The following is an 18,798-nucleotide window of genomic DNA, read 5'->3' as shown; positions in this document are numbered from 1 at the left end:
ATTGTCTATTCTTTGCCATTTTTTCGTCTCCTCCTGACTCTTTGATTAGCTTAAATCCTTGTGAATCAGTTGTCAACTAAAACTATACAATATCAGCATCTCGAAGTCGAAACAAAAACCTCCCTGTGGCGGGTGCCACAGAGAGGCCACAGCTAATCTATCTGCAATCATTTAGCATATATTCGTTCCACTTCAACTCCATTCTGCCATCTTTTGATCTTTTCAGCTTTGCTGTCCATATTTTTATAACGGTTCCTTTATCCCTTTTGGTGACTTTCGTAATATACTTTCATATATCGTAATGAAAAGGTTTTTTCTCAATTTAAACTCAGCGAAAACTAAACAAATTTGAATTTTGCAGGCATATCGATATCTCATACCTACCGGATGCTTTGTACTTTCCAGTGGTTCGTTAATGAACGCTTAACTTGAGGCGCAACATTCGCCTGACTCAATTTTTAATATAAAGTATATTCTTCCTAAAATCAATTTGTACAATAAAATTCGTAAACATGCCAAAATATGATATAATTAAGTATAAAGGATTCTATCATATTATTTGATACAAATCAATGTTTTGGAAAACCAATTTGTATAACTTGCTTCTGTCTGTTGCAATTCAAACGCGTTTATGCTATCATAGCACCGGTCATGCCCCCGTAGTTAAATGGATATAACAAACCCCTCCTAAGGGTTAGTTGTGAGTTCGATTCTCGCCGGGGGTGCCATATGACACCTTACATTAACCGTCCGTTATTCTACGGACTTATTTTTTTTCCTTCTTCCACATAGTAGAACTTCAACGAATATTTTGCATTACATTTAATGTTCTTTTAAGGTATTATGGCATCATATCAATTCGTAAATCCAGCTTAAATTCTAGCCTTATAGACAACATTATTTTTTGGAAATACCTTGGGGGAAGAAAGGGAATGATCACGCATGAAAAGGAAAGTACTCATTGTTGATGACCAATCAGTGAACCGAAAAATTCTCAACAAAATTCTATGTGACCACTATACCATTTTAGAAGCCTCAATGGTCAAGACGCTTTGGCTATTCTTAAAGATCAAGGCCCAATGATTTCTGCCGTTCTCCTCGACTTAGTCATGCCCGTTATGGATGGATATGATGTTTTAAACACGCTATCAGCAGACCCGGCATTATCTTCTATCCCAATCATTGTTGCTTCTCAAATGGATAAAGAAGAAAATGAGGGAAAGGCACTGGAACTTGGTGCCCGGGATTTTATTGTAAAGCCCTACAATCCCTCCGTCCTGCGGAAGCACCTTGACAACCTCATTGAACTTTATGAATCGAACATTTACCTAAATCGAATTGAACGGGACCCTCTAACCAAGCTATATAACAAAGAAACCTTTTACCGCCGGGCAACAGATATCTTAGAGAAGGACTCCAAGCTTGACTATACACTTTTAGTCGCAGATATCGAGCGCTTCAAGCTGGTTAATGACAGTTTTGGCCGGAGCGAAGGGGATCGGCTCCTTTGCTATATTGCGGAACAGCTTGACCAAGCGGTCTCTGCCCGCTCCGGAATTTGTGCCAGGCTTAGCGCTGACCATTTTGTTACGCTACTCCCTGAAACCCTTAGCGAAAATGCTTTTTCCAAAATCGTATCCATCACAGAGGAACATTTATCCCATTATCCCCTGAATATGAAAATCTCTTTGAAATTTGGCGTTTACCCCATTACCGACCGGGAAATCCCAGTGGAAGGGATGTGTGATCGTGCGATTTTAGCCGCCGATAATGCAAAGGGTCAATATCATTGCGTTTATACCTATTACGATGATTCAATCCGCACACGAATGCTACGGGAACAAAAAATTATTGACAGCATGAAAACCGCATTGCTGGAAGAACAATTTTTGGTTTATCTGCAGCCTAAGTATGATTTGGAGAGCGAACGCATTGCTGGTGCTGAAGCCCTTGTGCGTTGGGAACATCCAGAGCTCGGATTTTTAAGCCCCAATGAGTTTATCCCCTTTTCGAATCCAATGGTTTTATTACTGAAATGGACTGCTATATCTGGGATAAAGCCTGTGCCATTATTTCAGACTGGGTACGAAAAAGCAAAAAATATGTTCCTGTTTCTGTTAATGTCTCGCGGAAGGATATTTATCAGGCCGATCTCCCGACGATTCTTACCGGTATTACTAAAAAACATGGGCTTCGTCCAAGTCAGCTCCACTTGGAGATTACCGAAACCGCCTACACTGAAAATCCAGAGCAGCTGATTGGTATCGTCACTCAATTAAAGGATTTAGGATTCATCATTGAAATGGATGACTTTGGCAGCGGCTATTCGTCACTCAATATGCTTTCAGAATTGCCCCTGGATATTCTTAAGCTTGATATGCGCTTTATCCAAAAAGAGACGGATAAGGACAGTAGCCGCAATATCTTGAGCTTTATCATCAGCCTGGCAAAATGGATGAATTTATTGGTTGTCGCGGAGGGTGTTGAATCCCATAGCCAAATTGAACTTTTGCGCAATATGGACTGTACCTATGTCCAGGGTTATTATTATGCCAGACCCATGCCATCCACCGAATTCACCACAATGCTAATGAATGCCCAATTGGCCTCTCCCATCTCCGCAGCGGACAGGGATTGGCAAGAAGGAGCCATTCATATCCGCAAGGATAGCGGCAATGAGGTCATGCTCATTGTCGATGATATCCAATTGAACCGTGCTATTTTGGCAGAATATTTTCAAAATGCCTACACCATTGTTGAAGCCGATAATGGAGAGGTAGCATATCATTACATTGAAGAACATTTTGATGAAATTGCCATTATTCTTTTGGATCTTATTATGCCGGTATCTGATGGTTTTCAACTCCTCAAGCGACTTCGGTCGAATCCCCTCCTTACGACTATCCCAGTGATTGTTACTTCTCAAGCGGGTGAAACCAGTGAGGCACAGGCGTTTGAGTTGGGGGCGAGCGATTTTATTCCTAAGCCGTATAATATGGATATCGCCATCCATCGGGTTCAGAATGTTACCGCCCGTAACGCCATTCAGACCTTGGAACGTGAAAAACGCATGCTCACCAAAATGAAGCAGCTTGCTTTAGAAGCCAAACTGGATCAATTAACAGGAATTTATAACCGCATGGAAATGGAACGCCAAGTCCAGGAGTTTTTTTTGACCAATGAGGACCAAACTGCTATTTTTTTCATGCTTGATATCGATAATTTCAAAGCCATTAATGACCGTTTTGGACACGACCAAGGGGATGTTGCCATTCGACGGGTGGCAAATACTTTACAAACGATGTTTCGAGAGGACGATCTCGTCTGCAGAATGGGAGGCGATGAATTTGCCGTTTTTATGCGGGCACAGTTTACCCACGTCCAACTCATACATCGTTTGGAGCAAATGAGTACTAAATTACGTTTTAAAATAGGACATATTGAGGTCACTTGCTCCATTGGTGTCTGCATATCTCCGAACTATGGCACTGAATATCAGGATGTCTATCATAATGCCGATGTTGCTTTGCTAACTGCCAAGCGTTTGGGAAAAAACCGCTATCATATTTTTGGTGGCGAAGCACGCCTTCCCGACCAAGTTATCCATCGTAATTTAGACTGGCTCCTCGACGAATCCAGCGATGCCATCGTCGTTATTGACCCTGAAACCTATGAAATTTATTATCTTAACGACGCTGCCTGCACCTTGTCTGGAAAGAATAAAGAGACCTGTCTATCCCTGCCCTGTTATAAAGCGATTTGGAATAATTCCAAGCCGTGTTCCCATTGTGTACACATTAGTAAGTTAACACATGATTATTGTGAGCACGAAATCCAATCTGAGTATTCTGAAAACAGCTATATTATTAAAGGAAAGCTTATCGATTGGGGGGATCAGCAAGCCCGAATTCAATATATCCAGGATAATACTAATCGAGCTCGAATTTCCCGAAAAACGGAATCCTTGGCAAAAGATCGCCAATTACTTTTGGATTTACTCCCCGGTGGTTTAATCCGATATAATGCATCGACCTTAGTACTCACCTTTATCAATGAAAATATGCTAAATAATTTGGGCTATGATCAGGATACATTCCACCTAAAATATAGGCATCGTTTCGATTTAATGATCCGCCCGGAAGCTCGAACACGTGTTTTGGAAGAGATTCAAGAGCAGCTAGCACATGGCGACACCTATACCTGTATCTACCCAATTGAAAGAATGGATGGTTCTTTCTGTACCGTCTATAGCACCGGTCGCTATACTTCAGGCCCAACAGGTGGTGAAATCTATGCCAACCTTATGGAAGTTCCTCAAATCACTAAAAAAAAGCTGGCTGACGTTTAGTTACGTCGGCCGGCTTTTTTGTGGCAATTATTCTCTATGCCGTCAATTCTTTTGCCTTGGTTGCAGCGCTCGCTGCATCGTCCGCATAGCCATCGGCTCCAATTTCATCTGCAAATTCCTGGGTAATGGGGGCACCACCAACTAATACCTTAAAGTCTCCTCGACTATCCATTTCGTTAAGCACTTCTACTGTATTCTTTAAAGAGGGCATGGTTGTGGTCAACAGTGCCGATAACGCCACCACTTTGACATCGGGATTGGCCTTCACCGTTTCAATGAATTTTTCCGATGGTACATCCACCCCCAGATCGATAACTTCAAAGCCAGAGCTTTCCAGCATCATCCCCACCAGGTTTTTCCCAATATCGTGGAGGTCCCCGGCGACGGTTCCCAGGATGAGTTTCCCGGCTGCGCCCACAGAATCTCCGGCCAAATGAGGTTTGAGCACATCAACCCCCTTCTTCATGGCCCGGGCAGCGACTAACATTTCCGGAACAAAAATTTCATTTTTCTGGAATTTTTCCCCGACGATCCCCATGGCATCAATCATTCCCACATTTAAAATTTCATTGGGGTCACAGCCTTCTGCCACGGCTTCCTGAACTAATTGGACCACAACCTTTGATTTCCCACCACTGACTGCTTCTGCGATTTCTTGAATTTTAGACATTTTTTTACTCCTCTACTCTCTTAAATCTCTTTGAATATACCGTTAATATAACACTATTTCGTCGGCGGATTGCCGAATACGCCTTCCCGATAAGCACCAATGTATTCCATACAGTAGTCATCCAGGCCCAATAAGGCTTCCGTTGCAAAAACCATTCCCATCAGGTCTCGGTTTAGGGGATCAAATATTCCACTATCCATTCCAGCATTCATTGCCAAAACGGTAAAGGCTTGGTTCACCATCTTTCGGGCCGGCAGATTAAAGGAAATATTACTGACAGCCCCAGTGACATGGATGGTAGGGTAGGCCGCCTTAATGGTCGTAATGACTTCTACCACCATGGCAATCCCATCTTCTGAAGTACACAGCATTTCCACCAGGGGATCGATATGAATCCGGGATGGATCGATACCAGCCGCATTGGCCCGGTCCATAATATTGTGAAAAACCCGGAGACGGTCCGCAGCCGTCTTAGGAATACCCGTATCATCCGACAAAAGGGCCACCACTTCCCAGGACGTATCCGCAATGGCTGGGAAAACAATGTCCATTTTATCCCCTTCACCACTAACGGAGTTGATGATTCCCGGACGTTTACAATATTTCATGGCATCGATGCAGATTTGTGCATTGGGGCTGTCTACCGAAATGGGGGTATCCGTTACTTCCTGGACCAGATCGATGAGCCACTCCATGGTTTCAAGCTCAATGTTATCCCCCACAGATGCACAAACATCGATGTAGGTGGCGCCAGCATCTGCTTGCGCTTTTGCAATCCCCCGAATATACTCTTCATCCCTAGCCGCAATGGCCTTCCCCATAGAGGGGATGGACCCATTGATTTTCTCTCCAATAATTATCATAGGCTACCTCACTTCTCTTGTGTTTATTTCATAGGCAAAGTATACCAGCTAGGGAAATTTTGGGCCATGTACGGATTATATGAAGGCATCGGATAGTTTTTTGTAATAGGTTGGATAGATTGTACAGACGTTTTCAAACCATCTTTTCGATCGTCATTTGACGGTTTTTGATGTATAATGAACACTATATTAAAATGAATACGTCTGTTAATAAGGAGAACCCATGGAAACAAAAGCCTATTTAAAAATGGATGCCGTCGGCGAGCAGTACTTATATCAGAATACGGACCGCTGTCCCAATGCCCCCCGTTATGAAGTCACCATGACTGAAACCATTGAGCCCGCTAAGCTGGCTGCTGCACTCAATGATGTGTACGCCCGCTTCCCACAGATGGCCGTTGGCATCGAGGAGCGCGGCAACTACATTGGCTACCGTGATATCACGACCCCAGCGAAGGTCTATCCCGAGGAAGGACAAATCATCACCTTGGGCACTGAGGATTCCGACGGCCATTTAATCTATGTCACCTATGCCGGAAAAACCATCTATTGTGTGATCTTCCACGGCCTGGGAGATGGCTTGGGCTTTAATATCTTTGTCAAAGCCCTGGTCTTCCGCTACGCACAGCTCATGGGATATCCCGTGGAAAACGACGGCAGCATCCGCAGTGTGAATGAACCCTTCGATCCCCTGGAAGCCGAGGATCAGGTGGAAAAATACTGGAACCATTCCTTTGGTGCGCTTAAAACCATGCCCCAATACTCCGCATTTATGGTCCCCCTTGAAGAAAAAGGACCGGATGCGGGAGACACCATCGTTGAGATCAAAATTCCTTTTAAGGAGCTCCACGGTGTGGCAAAGGCCTATCAGGCCTCACCTTTAACCTTTTTATCCCCTGTTTTTGGAGCGGCAATTTACGAAAAATATGAAGATCAGCTCGAACCCGGGAAACCGATTATTGCCGGTACCCCCATTAATTTAAGGCAGTTTTTCCCCACCCCCACCACGCGCTATTTTGCCGTGACAGGTGGTTTAGCCATCGGAAAAGCCTTTGATAAAAAGGATTTCTCTGAAATTCTTAAGGAAAACAAGGCCATTCTCGATGCCCAGATGGATGGTGAGTACCTGCTGAATGAGTTCCTAAAAACCCTTCGGTCCTCCAGATCCCTCCTTGAAGCCGATATTCCCAATGCGAAGAAGCGGGAAATCGTGTACAAAGCCGTCACTTCCTTTTTGGATCAGTATACCTATTTGCTCACCAACATCGGGAACGTGGTCATGCCAGACAGCCTGCTGACCTATGTCGAGGATTTTAATGTGGTCCTCCCTGCAGGCATGACCCCCTTTACCATCGCAGTGACCTCCCTCAAGGGCATCATGACCCTCAACATTGCCCAATACAACAAAAGCACTGACATCTGTGAGCGTTTTGTGGAAATTCTAAACGCCTTGGACATCGGTGCGACAATTACCCGGGTTTATTCCTTTCATACCATGCGGCAGTATCCGTAAAGTGGTGTGGAGGAGGGACCCTTTAATACCCCTTCTCCACATCCCGCTCCTTTGCTTCATCCAATAAAAAGGACAACAGCAAATGGTTCCGGGTCTGAATATTCTCCAAATCCACATCAAATATCTCTTTTATCCGCTGGAGGCGATAGAGTAAGGTATTGCGGTGAATGAACAATACCTTAGCCGTCTCCCGTTGGTTACGCTCATGCAGAAGAAACTCCCGCAGGGTTTCGTAGTACTGGGTATCGTTTTTGCGGTCATGGGCCTTGAGCACCCGGACTGCCAGGTGGCGGATATCCGTGGTCAGGTTCTCCTGGAGAACATCCATGGCATAATCCAAGGCGTAGTCCTCACAGCGATGGACCCGGCCCTCGGACTTTGCCCCATAGGTCAGGGCCATATCCGCCTGGAGGTAGTAGCTGCATAGATTAAACACATTTTTAAAGGGATAGCTCACCCCGCAGCTGGTATCACTGGTGTTTAACAGCTCCATCAGCTCCTTAAACATCACACTCTCCGGGAATTGGGCCAGGTTCACAATGAGCATGATGGCTCCCTTGTACTCAAAGGTATAACACCCCACAAAGGTCTTATCCATAATGCGCCGTACGGAATGGAGAATTCGGTCCCCCACCTCGGTACGAATCCGGATCAGCAGCTTTTCATCCGCTGCCATCCAGCCGATGGCATTGAGTCTTGCGACAATTTCTTCCTTGTCCACCGCTCCCCCTTCGAGGATTTCCAGAAAGACATGGGATTGGGAGGTCAGCTCCGAATCATCCGCATTGTACTCCTTCCAGGTCACAATCCGCCGGCCCAGGACCTGGAGAAGCTGGCACATTCCCTTGGTGAAGGTTGTATTGATTTCTCCCACCGAAATAAAACCCACCAGCTCCTCCCCGGAAAAAAGATTCTGATACATGGTCCGCCAGTCCAAATAGGACAGGCGATGGACATAGGGTGTCTGATTGCGCTCATACACCGATAGCTCCCGATTGTACTGGGCGATGCGTTCAAAGGATGGAAAATGATTCTGCTCCAGGCTATGATAGTATTCCAGATCTCCCTCCCCCAAATCGAAGGGGATGGTCGTCCCCAGGACCATGTAGCTGGCATCCATGACCACAATGGGATTATCCCGGAAAACCTCCCGGCTTTCATCCAGCATGGCCCGAATGGTACAGCCCCTGAAAATCATGAGCTTGAGCTTTTCATCCCAATCCTTGTAGTAATCAAAGGCTGCCAGGATCTTATTGTACACATCGTACACCGCCGTAGAATCCAATCCCGGAAATAAGAGGGTGTCCTTTCCGTGGGCGCAAAGCACTCCCTCCCGGGCACCGCCAAAGAATTCCTTTATCCCCCCAATATACAGGGTATCTGCCTCTGTCTCCCCATCACTTGGAAAAAAACAGACATGCTGGATATCCGGCTTTCCCTCTTTAATATAAACCTCTTTATCATAATCTGCAAACCAATCCAGCAGCAAATACATGCTGATCCTCATAATATCCCCCTCCCCCTCATGGTGATTCACACTTTAATGATAGCATATCATCCTCTGCCCTTGGGCACAATGTACAAAATGTCCAATGTGCCATCTCCCCAGAATGTAACCCTTTGTACCATGGGGTTAACATCCCTTAAGGGATTCCCGGGGGATGCCGAACACTTGCTCCAGGGTATCTAAGCGCACGGACTGGGATGCCACCGAGTCGGTCTCCTTTCCCCCAAGGGTCCACTGGGTAAAAACATCCCCGGTAATGGCGCAGCTTCCCCCTGGGGTCCGGCGATTGACCATGCGTATCTGCCTGAAAATGGACTGGGGATGGCTTTCACAATAATAATTAAGGGCGATAAAATCCACGGGGTCAACGGGGTTGGTATTAAACTCCAAAATCGGCTCCAGACCTCCGGGAGTTTCCCGGCTAAGGGCCCACCAACTGCCTCCCTTAAAGTTGAGGTGGAAAACCGTATCCACCAGGCAGCGCTTAGACCCATCCTCGATGGGAAGAAGCCCAGCGGGCATGGGTCCGCCATAGCCCACATCCCCAAAGAAAAGTCGGCCATCCATTTCAATGATGGTGCCCCGGTGAAGGACCGGAGGGGTAAAATCCTTTCCCCGTACAATCCGGCAAATACAGGGCCACGCTCTAAAGCCACAGTCCCGGAGCAGGGCGTGAAATAAGGCGTTGAGCTCGAAGCAATAGCCGCCCCGTCTACAGGTGACAATTTTATGATAGAGCGCCCCAATCCCCAGATTGATGGGGGCAAGCCCCTCGAAGACATCGAGATTTTCAAAGGGAACGCTCATTTGATGGGCGAGGATCAGTGCGTCCAGCCAGAGGGTGTCCCGGTGGATGGGCCCGGAGATGCCCAGCCTTTCTAAATACCCATCAATATCTGGAATAGCCTCGTATAATGCCTTGTACATTTCTGCAATGCCTCCTCTACAATCATTAATTCAAACATTATACTCAGTCCCCAAGCCCATGTAAAGCCCTGATGGCTGCCTTCAGCTTCTTTCCTACAATGCGTACAGTTTTCCCCACGAATTCTTCTCGTGTTCGTCGGATTGAATCCTCCGTGGGAAGTTTATATAATGAATTTAGCGCAAAATGGTACCGTTTTATCGTTCAATCTTTTTTGGAGGGAGTATCCAATGTTAACACCAAAACAGAATTTTTTGGAAACCATCAAAATCGATGGTAAGCCGGATCGGCTGGTCAATCAGTACGAGGCCTGTATCCCCATTATGAATGATCCCATCCAGGTTTATACCCGGGGCAACCGGGTCCGGGGGAAGACCACCAATGATCGCTGGGGGACGGAGATTCTTTTCCCCGAGGACGCTCCAGGACCCATGCCCCATGTGACTGAGGCCAATAAGGTCTGCCCGGATATCACCAAATGGCGGGAGTACGTTGTAGCCCCGGATTTAGTGGCTCATTGCTCCCAGGGGTGGGAACCGGCTCTTGCGGCCGCTGCCGCTGTGGATCACGATCAGTACCTGACCATGGGCTTTATGGGCACCGGCGTCTTTGAGCAGTCCCATTTCCTCATGGGCTTTGAGGATACCCTGATCAACCTTTTGGAAGAGCCTGAGGCCATGCACGAACTGGTGGATTACGTAGCGGAATACCGCTTCCAATACGCCAAGCTCCTGGTGGATCATCTCCACCCGGATGTCATCCTCTCCCATGACGATTGGGGCAGCAAGCTTTCCTTATTCATGCAGCCGGATACCTGGCGGGAATTCTTTAAAGATGCCTATGTCCGCATCTACGGCTACATGAAGGACCACGGGGTTATCGTCATGCACCATGCAGATTCCTTCTGTGAACCCATCATCCAGGATATGGTGGACATGGGAATCGATATCTGGCAGGGTGTGCTGCCGGAGAATGATATCTTAAAAATGCAGGCAGAAACCCAGGGGAAGATCACCCTTATGGGCGGCCTCCGATCAGATTTTGATGTGGCGGATTACAATGAAGCCACCATTCGGGGGAATGTCCGCCAGGTGTGCGAAACCTACGGTCCCGGCGGTCACTTCATCCCCTGTATGACCTACGGTCTCACAGGAACCATCTTCCCGGAAGTGGACGATATCATCCGGGATGAAATCAACGCCTACAACCGCGAAACCTATCCATTGAACTAAGCGGATTCTTTACCATTTATTCTACGAGAGGGATATTATGAGTGAAAATACTGAAAACAAAGCGGGGACAAACACCCCTGAAAGCAAACCTTTAAGCAAGGCCCTACGTTATTTCTACGGTGTCGGGGACTGCGGTTTTTCCCTGATGACCAATGTTGAATCCTATTTCTTTAATTTCTTTCTGACCAATCTGGCCCAATTCAGCCTGGCCACCGTTACCATGATTACCACGGTGGCCAGTACGGTAGACGCCTGTCTGTCCTGGATCTACGGGGCGGTGCTCAACAGCATCAAGCCGAAAAAATGGGGGCGGTACCGCTCCTGGCTCATCCTGCTGCCCTGGATGGTCCCCTTCCTTTTCGCCTTTCAATTTATGAAAATTGGAGATGGCCCTCTTTCCGCCATCATCATCATTGTTGCCGCCATCCTTTCCCATGTGGTTTGGAATTTCCCCTATGTGGCCAATGTCTCCATGATTGCCATCGCTGGGAAGACCCCGGAAGACCGGGCTCAGCTGGCCTCTACCCGTGCGGCCTGGGCCAATCTGTCTAAGGTCATCTTCTCCTATGTGGGCGCTCCCCTGGCCGCCTTCTTCGCCGGTATCATTGGGGAGACCAGCCAATACGCCGCCACGGCCTTTGTCCTCGGTGTCGTGATGGCCGTTTTGTATTTTGCCCATTTCAAAATGTTCGACGGCTATGAAGAAGCGGAAAACACCTCAAATGAGGATGTGGCAAGTGCCAAAGCCGCCCAGGATAAGGATAAGACCAGCGGCATGGACCTGGTTCGGGCCCTGGGTCAGAACCCACCTCTTATCATCCTGTTGCTGGCTGACTTGGCCAAATGGTCCTTTAACTTTGTCTGCTCCGGGGTGGCGGTGTATTACTTTACCTATGTTGCCCACGACAAAGGCATGCTGGCCATGTATATCCTGATTTCCAATATTCTTTGTGTCGTTGGGTCCTACCTGGCTAAAAACCTTTCGGCTAAGTTCTCCTCCCGGATGACGACCATCAGTACTTTTGTTATTATGGCAATCTTTATGTTCCTGGCTTACTTCATGTTCCAGAATATGTGGGCGGTCATCATCCTGATGTCCGTAGCCCAGTTTGGCTATGGCGTAGCCTATGCCCTGACCCCGGCGCTCTACGCCGATACCATTGTCTACTCCGAATGGAAGACCGGTAAAAATGCCACCGGCTGGATCAGCGGTCTCCAGAATGTTCCCCTGAAGGTGGCCATCATGACCCGAGGGATTATTATTTCCGGGTGTCTGGCTGCCGGTGGCTTCAGCAGCGAAATCGACCCCGCCAGTGCCTCCATCGCCCTTCAAAAATCGGTGTGCATGGGCTTTATGACCATCCCGGCCATTGAGCTTCTCATCGCTGCCGTCCTGCTGTTCTTTGGCTTTAAAATTACCCGGGATAAGGTGGAACAGTATCAGCTGGAAATCTCTGCCCGTCAAAATTGACAATGAAAAAGACACCACTTATCGGCGGTTTCCTGGCCGCAGCCATCCTCATCGGGATGTTCTTCGTCCCCGAAGCCGCCGGATTGACCGGTACCGGTATTCGTGCCCTGGGCATTATGATTGCCCTTATCGTCCTGCTGGTAACCGAAACCTTTCCCATTGGAGTGAGCTGTATTTTAGGCATTGCCCTACTGGTTATCTTTGGCGTCAGCCCCACCGTTGGGGCGGCCCTTTCGGGGTATACCTCCCACGTTCTTTTCTTCGTGCTGGTCAGCTTTGGTATCTCCCAGGCCATTGTCAAGGTTCCCCTTTCCCGGCGGCTGCTGCGTTTTCTCATCCACCTTTTTGGCTATGAGAGCAAGCGCATTCTTCTGGCTATCATGCTCTGTGCCGGGTTGGTTTCCTCGATTATGTCCAATGTGGCCACCACGGCGGTCTTCATTACCATCGTCGAGGGAATCCTGGGGGCTTACGATAATGGGGCGGATCGAAAAAAAAGCGGTAAGGCCTTTATGATTGGGCTGCCCATTGCCAGCATGGTGGGGGGCATCATGACCCCAGCCGGCAGCCCCATAAACCTATTAGCCCTGGATTTTCTGGCCCAAGCCGGCATCCAGATTACCTTCGTCCAATGGATGGTCATCGGTATTCCCATTGGCATCGTTGGCCTCCTGCTTTCCTGGTTGATCATCAGCCGAGTTTTCTGTCCGGCTCCCCTGGGGGCCGGGCGAATGGCAACCTATCTGGAGTCCCTAAATATCCCTAAACACTTTGATGCCCAGGAACGCTATGTATTTATACTGATTTCCGGTATCTTCGTCCTGTGGGTGTTGTCTTCCTGGATTCCAGTCTTAAATATTACCATTGTGGGCATCGTGGGCTTTACTCTGCTCTTTTTACCGGGCTTTTCCATTTTGACCTGGGGGGAATTCTGCAGTGAAGTCAGCTGGGCGGCTTTTTTCCTCATTGGAACCATGATGTCCATGGGCAATGCCCTAACCCAAAGTGGGGTCAGCGATTGGCTGGTGGGGACGGTATTTCCCTCTTCAATGGCTATGCCAACCCCCATCATCCTTCTGGTGTTCAGCCTGATCTTCTTTGCGCTGCTCCTGCCCATTCCTTTGGGCCCAGTGCTCATCTCCATGCTGGGTGGACCCTTGACCGCTCTGGCCATTAGCTGGGGAATTTCCCCGGCGCTGCTCATCCTGGCTCTAGCCATTTGTGCGTCCTGCTGCTTTATTCTGCCCCTGGACACCGTCCCGCTTTTAACCTATGTTAAGGGCTATTATAAAATGCAGGAGATGCCCCGGGCATCCCTTCCCATCCAACTCAGTATTGCGGTCTGTATCGCCCTCTGGGTGCCCATCGCCATTGGCATCCTCGGTCTGGCTGGATAGTCCTCAAAAAAAACCATCTTAAGGAGAATAAAATGACAACCTTCAACCCTTCTGAACTCGATATTATCGGCGAATATAGTATGCCGGGTATCTACGGTGCGCCGGATTCCGTAGAACCCAAGCGAAATTACCCCATCACCCCCAAAGAAAATATGCTGCGAATGCTCCGTGGCGAAATGCCCCTCTGGGTACCCAACCAAACCACGGATAACAATGCCATTCAACCCATGGTCATGCCCGATGCCACAGCCCGGGCCTTTGGGGGTACCGACTGGTTTGGTATTGAATGGGAGTACGAACCCCTGACCAAGGCGGCCATGGTTAAACCCGGAACTCGACGCTTATCTGACATTACCCAGTGGGAATCGGAGATAATTTGGCCCGACCTTAAAGCCATCGACTGGCAAAAGGATTACGAGGATAATTATAAGGACCGTATTGCCGAGGACCGCTTTTCCTACTTTGTTATCGTCAATGGGCTTTTTGAACGCACTGCGGATCTCACCAGCTTTGAGGATACCTTCTGCTACCTTCTGGAGGAACCCGAGGCCCTCACCGCCTTTTTTGACAAGCTGGTGGATTGGCATATTGAGCTCATTCACATCGCCAAGGAAGTCTACCATGCAGATATGATTCTCTTTCACGACGATATGGGCACCCAGATCAGCACCTTTTTCTCCCCCAATACCTACCGGGAGCTCTTCCTGCCCCAGTACCAGAAAATCACCAAGGCCGCCCATGATTTAGGGATGTTTGTCTGCCTCCACTCCTGCGGCAACGTGGGCACTCTGATGCCCCTCTTTATCGAAGCAGGCTTTGATGCCTGGGAGGGACAGGACTCCGCCAATGATAAGGCCAGCATCATGTCAGAATACGGTGTGGACCTGGCCCAGTGTACCCTTTACATCGTCCCCGCAGATTTATCCGATGAGGACGCGGTGGCGGATATCCATAAACGGGTGGACGAGCTGGCGACAACCGGCCGCTTTGCCTGCCGACTCCGGGATGAAAAGACAGATCGGAAGGTCAATCTGGCCGAAGAACTCTACCGCTACAGCCGCCAGAAATATCTGGACCTTAACGGTTAAGCGTGATAGAATACCTTAACAATAATGGATGGAGGTAAGGGCAGATGGTACGAGGGGATGCTTCCCAGAGCTTTCAACTGAATATCCAGGTGCTTTCCGATGCCCTGGAGGAGCATCTCTTTCCCAGGGAGCTTCATCTTGGCCTGAACAAGCCCTGCCTAACGGGGGTTCGCCATTACCGGACGACCCCCATCCTCGATCCTTCCATCGTCTACTTTCTCCGGGGGGATAATCTCCCGGCTAAGTGGCCAGCCCCCTATCTGAACCTCATCATCCTGGGGGATTGTGATGACAGCCAGATTCCCGGGGCCTTTTCCTGGGTGCAGTTTTCATCCACAGTCGATGGTGCGGTTCTCTTTTCTCTGGTTCAGGACATTTTTGACCGTTACGCCGACTGGGATATGGCCCTCCAACGTGCCCTGTCCAGCGATGCTCCCTTTGAGGAGATGGCCCAGGTCAGTCTCCCCATCCTTAAAAACCCTATTTTTATCCACGACAGTGATTTTTATATCCTAGCCTGCCCCTGGATCCCCGAAGGCATGGCTGGCTTTGACCGAGATGAACGGACGGGCCGCCGGATGGTACTCTTCGATACCCTGAACACCTTCAAATTTGATGCGGAGTACACCCACTCCTTAAGTACCCATGGCCCCACCATGTTCTATAACAGCCCTAATGGCTATCGCATCCTCTACTTGAATCTTTGGTACGAGGGCCGCTACGAGGGGCGAATCTGTGTTAACGAGCTCCGGCGATCCATTACCGATGGCGACTATTTATGCCTGGATTACCTAGGGCAGATAATCTGCCAGCATATCGCCCGGTATAACGTGATTTGGAGCAGCTTTGTCAACGAAATCGACCCCTTCATTTCCAGGGTCCTTTCCGGCGAGGTCCTTAAGGATCATGAGATGCGTCTGAAACTGGGCTACCTCCATTGGCATCCCGATGATGACTATCTGTGTATCCGTCTCCAGGCTCTGGAGTACGCCGAGGGCGAGCTCTCCCCCATTGGAGTCATCAGCTATATCGAAGCCCAGATTCGCCACTGTCACGCCTTCCCCTACGCGGAAGGCATCACCGTCATTGTCAATCTCACTCTGATCCAGGCCAGCACCTCTGCCATTTCATCCAAACTGGCCACCGTGATGCGAGAGGGGCTCTACCGCATTGGCCTGTCCAATCCCGTGACTGGCTTTTCACACCTCCCCAAGGCCTACCAGCAGGCGAACATTGCCCTGGGCTTTAGCATTAAATCGGACAGCATGATCTGGAGCCATGGCTTTCGGGAATATGCCCTGGATTTTTTCCTGGAAACCGCCAGTCAAAAGCTGCCCCCGGAACGCCTTTGCCCCGAGGCCCTGCTGACCTTAAGGGCATACGATGCCCAGCACCATACCAGCCTTTACGAGACCCTGGGCTGTTATCTGGAAAACGAGCGTAATGTCACCCGAACCGCCCGGGCATTGTTCCTCCATCGGAGCACCCTGCTGTACCGGTTGTCCCGAATTGAAGCCCTCACCCATCTGGATCTTGAGGACCCCCAGCTACGGCTGCATCTTGAACTTTCATACCTTCTGTTAAGCAGTACTGATTAAAGGAGAAATACCATGTCAACATCCCAAGGGCAAGGCATCCACTTCGGCCGCCAATTACGGATATCCTATACCCTCCTCACCATCTTAGTTTGGCAGGCGGTCATCATCATCGCCATCATGTGGCCCACCATTCCCGAAACCATTCCCACCCAATTTGCCCTAAGCGGTGCCATCACGGGCTACGGCAGCAAAACCACCCTGATTTTGCTGTGCGGTATCAGCATTGCCCTCTACGCCATGCATCTCATCCTCATTAATACCGTCCCGAAAAAAGCGGGGCCCCGGCACTTCTTCGGTTATCGTCTGTCTGCCTCGGCCAAAACCGACGATATCGCCCGGGGACGGGAGATCATCATCGGACTGGTCACCTGTGTTGATAGTGCCATCGCCATCCTCCTGGACGTGGTCATCCTCTGCTCCGCTTTTAGCCTTCCCACCGGCCCCATCCTCCCCATCACCGGACTTCTAATCCTCGCCTCTATCCTGGTATACGAACACCGAATGAAGGGCGTTCGTGCTCAGCTGGAGGAACGCATCGCCCACAAAGGGCAGCCACTGAAAAGCTGAGGTTTCCCCATGCTTCCCACTAAAGACTACGCTGCCCCATACCCACTTCCCCATGGCTTTTATCCCGGTATCCAGATTATCATCGATGCCCTGGAAAGTCAGTATGGCGCCCTTGAAATCTACCATCCGGATTTCACAAAACGTTATTTAGGCATCCGTTTCCTGGTGTCCCAGGACACGCCCTCCCCTTATTATCTCTATCTGGCAAAGAGCCATGAAGCCGCCCTCATTAAGCAGTATCCCGATGTCGACTGCGTCCTCGTCGGAGAAGCTTTCCAAGGCTCTTCGGATGCCAAAGGCACCATTCTCCATGTCCAAGACACCCAAAGCCTGGAAGCGGTGAGCGACTATTGCCACGCCGTTTTTGAGCGGATTTTTGCCTGGGATCGGGCCCTGATCAAGGCCATGGACAGCCAAACGCCTCTGGATGATCTCATCGAGGCCTCAAACACTCTCTTCGATAATCCGATCTTCGTCCACGATCGGAATTTCTTTATTTTGTCCTGTCCCTGGCACGTTCCAGGGATGCTGGTCTTCCAGCAGGATATGAAGAGTCGAAAACTGATTATCCCACCGAGCACCATCAACGAGTTTAAATTAAGTGGGGAGTACCAGCACACCCTGACCACCCATGGCCCGGATATGTATTCCGCCGACCATCGGGGGTTTCGCATCCTCTATATCAACCTCTGGCAGAACAACCACTATTTGGGCCGGATCTGCGTGGATGAGCTGGCCTCAGAAATCAAACCCGGGGATGCCCAGCTTTTAGACCATCTGGCCCATTATGTGCTTCAGGTGGTGGACCGACGCAATCGTTTTTGGGTCGGCTCGGACCAGTCCGGAGAGCAGCTTTTCACAGAGCTTTTGAGGGGACAAGCCCCAGATCCTGGGGCCCTTTCAGATCTCCTCCATTATTTATCCTGGGAGGCAGAGGATGCCTACCTGTGTCTGAAGCTTTATAATGATCAGATGCGATTTACCGATCTCTCCTCCTCCAGCACGGCAGCCCTCATTGAAAGTCATGTCACTTCCAGCTATGCTTTTTTTTATGAAGACAGCATTGCCGTGGTGGTCAACCTAACCCACAGCGGGTGCCAGCCGGACCAGGTCATGATGAATATCGCCGTGGTCCTCCGGGAGTACCTCCTTAAGATGGGAATGAGCAACGTTCTCCCTGGCATCCACTGTCTGGGCAGCGGATTCATCCAGGCCGCCATCGCCCTGGATGCCGGACAAAAAGCCGACGGCACCATCTGGCGTCATCAATTTAAGGACTACGCCCTCTCCTATATGCTGACCTGTGGCGAAGAGGCCCTGGCCGCCGATTATCTTGCTGACCCTGGGATCATTGCCCTCCACCGCCACGATGTTGCCCATCAGTCCCATTTGTACACCACCCTCCAGGTGTATCTGGACTGCGAGCGCAACCTAGTAAAGACCTCCGAGCACCTGGGCATTCATCGCAGCACCCTTATCTATCGCCTGTCCCGGATCAAAGAAATCATCCCCCTGGATTTGGACTCTCCGAGGAATCGAACGTATCTTAAGCTGTCTTTTTTGCTGCTTAATCAAAAAACTCGCCCGAAGGCGAGCGAAGATTAAAGATGAACCTCTCA

13 protein-coding genes, 1 tRNA gene and 1 pseudogene are annotated in these 18,798 nt (G+C 49.3%); 11 read left to right on the top strand and 4 right to left on the bottom strand.

The annotated features are described in order from the left end of the window. Positions 1-653: 653 nt before the first annotated feature. The 3 genes and pseudogenes from BLW33_RS05800 (at position 654) to BLW33_RS14560 (ending at position 4,348) form a co-directional block, all read left to right on the top strand. Positions 654-728, top strand: a tRNA-Arg gene (locus BLW33_RS05800). 321 nt (positions 729-1,049) lie between these two features. Next, positions 1,050-3,083 (top strand): annotated as a pseudogene (locus BLW33_RS14565) (EAL domain-containing response regulator); the annotation flags it as partial. A gap of 26 nt (positions 3,084-3,109) precedes the next feature. Next, the gene (locus BLW33_RS14560) at positions 3,110-4,348 is read left to right on the top strand and encodes a diguanylate cyclase (RefSeq protein WP_423230234.1); all 1,239 of its coding nucleotides are present in this window, start codon (positions 3,110-3,112) and stop codon (positions 4,346-4,348) included. A 34-nt stretch (positions 4,349-4,382) separates the two neighbouring features. Here the strand turns inward: BLW33_RS14560 and BLW33_RS05785 are convergent, their stop codons facing one another. Both BLW33_RS05785 and BLW33_RS05780 read right to left on the bottom strand, forming a co-directional pair. Further along, a complete protein-coding gene (locus BLW33_RS05785; protein WP_090306269.1) occupies positions 4,383-5,018 on the bottom strand; it encodes a corrinoid protein in 636 nt (211 codons plus the stop codon). Between the two features lie 53 nt (positions 5,019-5,071). Next, the gene (locus BLW33_RS05780) at positions 5,072-5,881 is read right to left on the bottom strand and encodes a methyltetrahydrofolate cobalamin methyltransferase (protein WP_090306266.1); all 810 of its coding nucleotides are present in this window, start codon (positions 5,879-5,881) and stop codon (positions 5,072-5,074) included. A gap of 223 nt (positions 5,882-6,104) precedes the next feature. Between BLW33_RS05780 and BLW33_RS05775 the strand changes: the two genes are divergently transcribed. Beyond that, complete coding sequence (locus tag BLW33_RS05775) at positions 6,105-7,394, top strand: hypothetical protein (RefSeq protein ID WP_090306263.1); 1,290 nt, start codon at positions 6,105-6,107, stop codon at positions 7,392-7,394. Positions 7,395-7,416: 22 nt separating this feature from the next. Here the strand turns inward: BLW33_RS05775 and BLW33_RS05770 are convergent, their stop codons facing one another. After that, positions 7,417-8,901 carry a PucR family transcriptional regulator gene (locus BLW33_RS05770; protein WP_090306259.1) on the bottom strand — a complete coding sequence of 495 codons (1,485 nt, stop codon included), beginning with the start codon at positions 8,899-8,901 and terminating at the stop codon, positions 7,417-7,419. Between the two features lie 126 nt (positions 8,902-9,027). Continuing rightward, a complete protein-coding gene (locus tag BLW33_RS05765; RefSeq protein ID WP_090306255.1) occupies positions 9,028-9,828 on the bottom strand; it encodes an arylamine N-acetyltransferase family protein in 801 nt (266 codons plus the stop codon). Between the two features lie 228 nt (positions 9,829-10,056). On the opposite strand from BLW33_RS05765, the gene BLW33_RS05760 reads away from it, so the two are divergent. The 7 genes from BLW33_RS05760 to BLW33_RS05730 are packed head-to-tail and all read left to right on the top strand — an operon-like array spanning position 10,057 to position 18,784. Continuing rightward, the gene (locus BLW33_RS05760) at positions 10,057-11,058 is read left to right on the top strand and encodes a uroporphyrinogen decarboxylase family protein (RefSeq protein WP_090306252.1); all 1,002 of its coding nucleotides are present in this window, start codon (positions 10,057-10,059) and stop codon (positions 11,056-11,058) included. Positions 11,059-11,095: 37 nt separating this feature from the next. Next, positions 11,096-12,529: an MFS transporter gene (locus BLW33_RS05755; RefSeq protein ID WP_090306249.1), complete on the top strand. Its 1,434-nt coding sequence runs from the start codon at positions 11,096-11,098 to the stop codon at positions 12,527-12,529. Positions 12,530-12,531: 2 nt separating this feature from the next. Next, positions 12,532-13,926, top strand: coding sequence for an SLC13 family permease (locus BLW33_RS05750; protein ID WP_090306246.1), 1,395 nt, complete (start codon positions 12,532-12,534; stop codon positions 13,924-13,926). A 32-nt stretch (positions 13,927-13,958) separates the two neighbouring features. Further along, on the top strand, positions 13,959-15,014 hold the full coding sequence (locus tag BLW33_RS05745) for a uroporphyrinogen decarboxylase family protein (RefSeq protein ID WP_090306243.1): 1,056 nt from the start codon (positions 13,959-13,961) through the stop codon (positions 15,012-15,014). 44 nt (positions 15,015-15,058) lie between these two features. Then, positions 15,059-16,612 carry a PucR family transcriptional regulator gene (locus BLW33_RS05740; RefSeq protein WP_090306240.1) on the top strand — a complete coding sequence of 518 codons (1,554 nt, stop codon included), beginning with the start codon at positions 15,059-15,061 and terminating at the stop codon, positions 16,610-16,612. Positions 16,613-16,624: 12 nt separating this feature from the next. Continuing rightward, on the top strand, positions 16,625-17,179 hold the full coding sequence (locus BLW33_RS05735) for a DUF1648 domain-containing protein (protein ID WP_090306237.1): 555 nt from the start codon (positions 16,625-16,627) through the stop codon (positions 17,177-17,179). A 9-nt stretch (positions 17,180-17,188) separates the two neighbouring features. After that, on the top strand, positions 17,189-18,784 hold the full coding sequence (locus BLW33_RS05730) for a PucR family transcriptional regulator (RefSeq protein WP_090306234.1): 1,596 nt from the start codon (positions 17,189-17,191) through the stop codon (positions 18,782-18,784). Positions 18,785-18,798: the final 14 nt, after the last annotated feature.

The sequence above is a fragment of the Eubacterium aggregans genome (assembly GCF_900107815.1).
In the GTDB taxonomy this organism is placed as follows: Bacteria; Bacillota; Clostridia; order Eubacteriales; family Eubacteriaceae; genus Eubacterium_O; species Eubacterium_O aggregans.
This window is presented reverse-complemented; position numbering and strand designations above follow the sequence as displayed.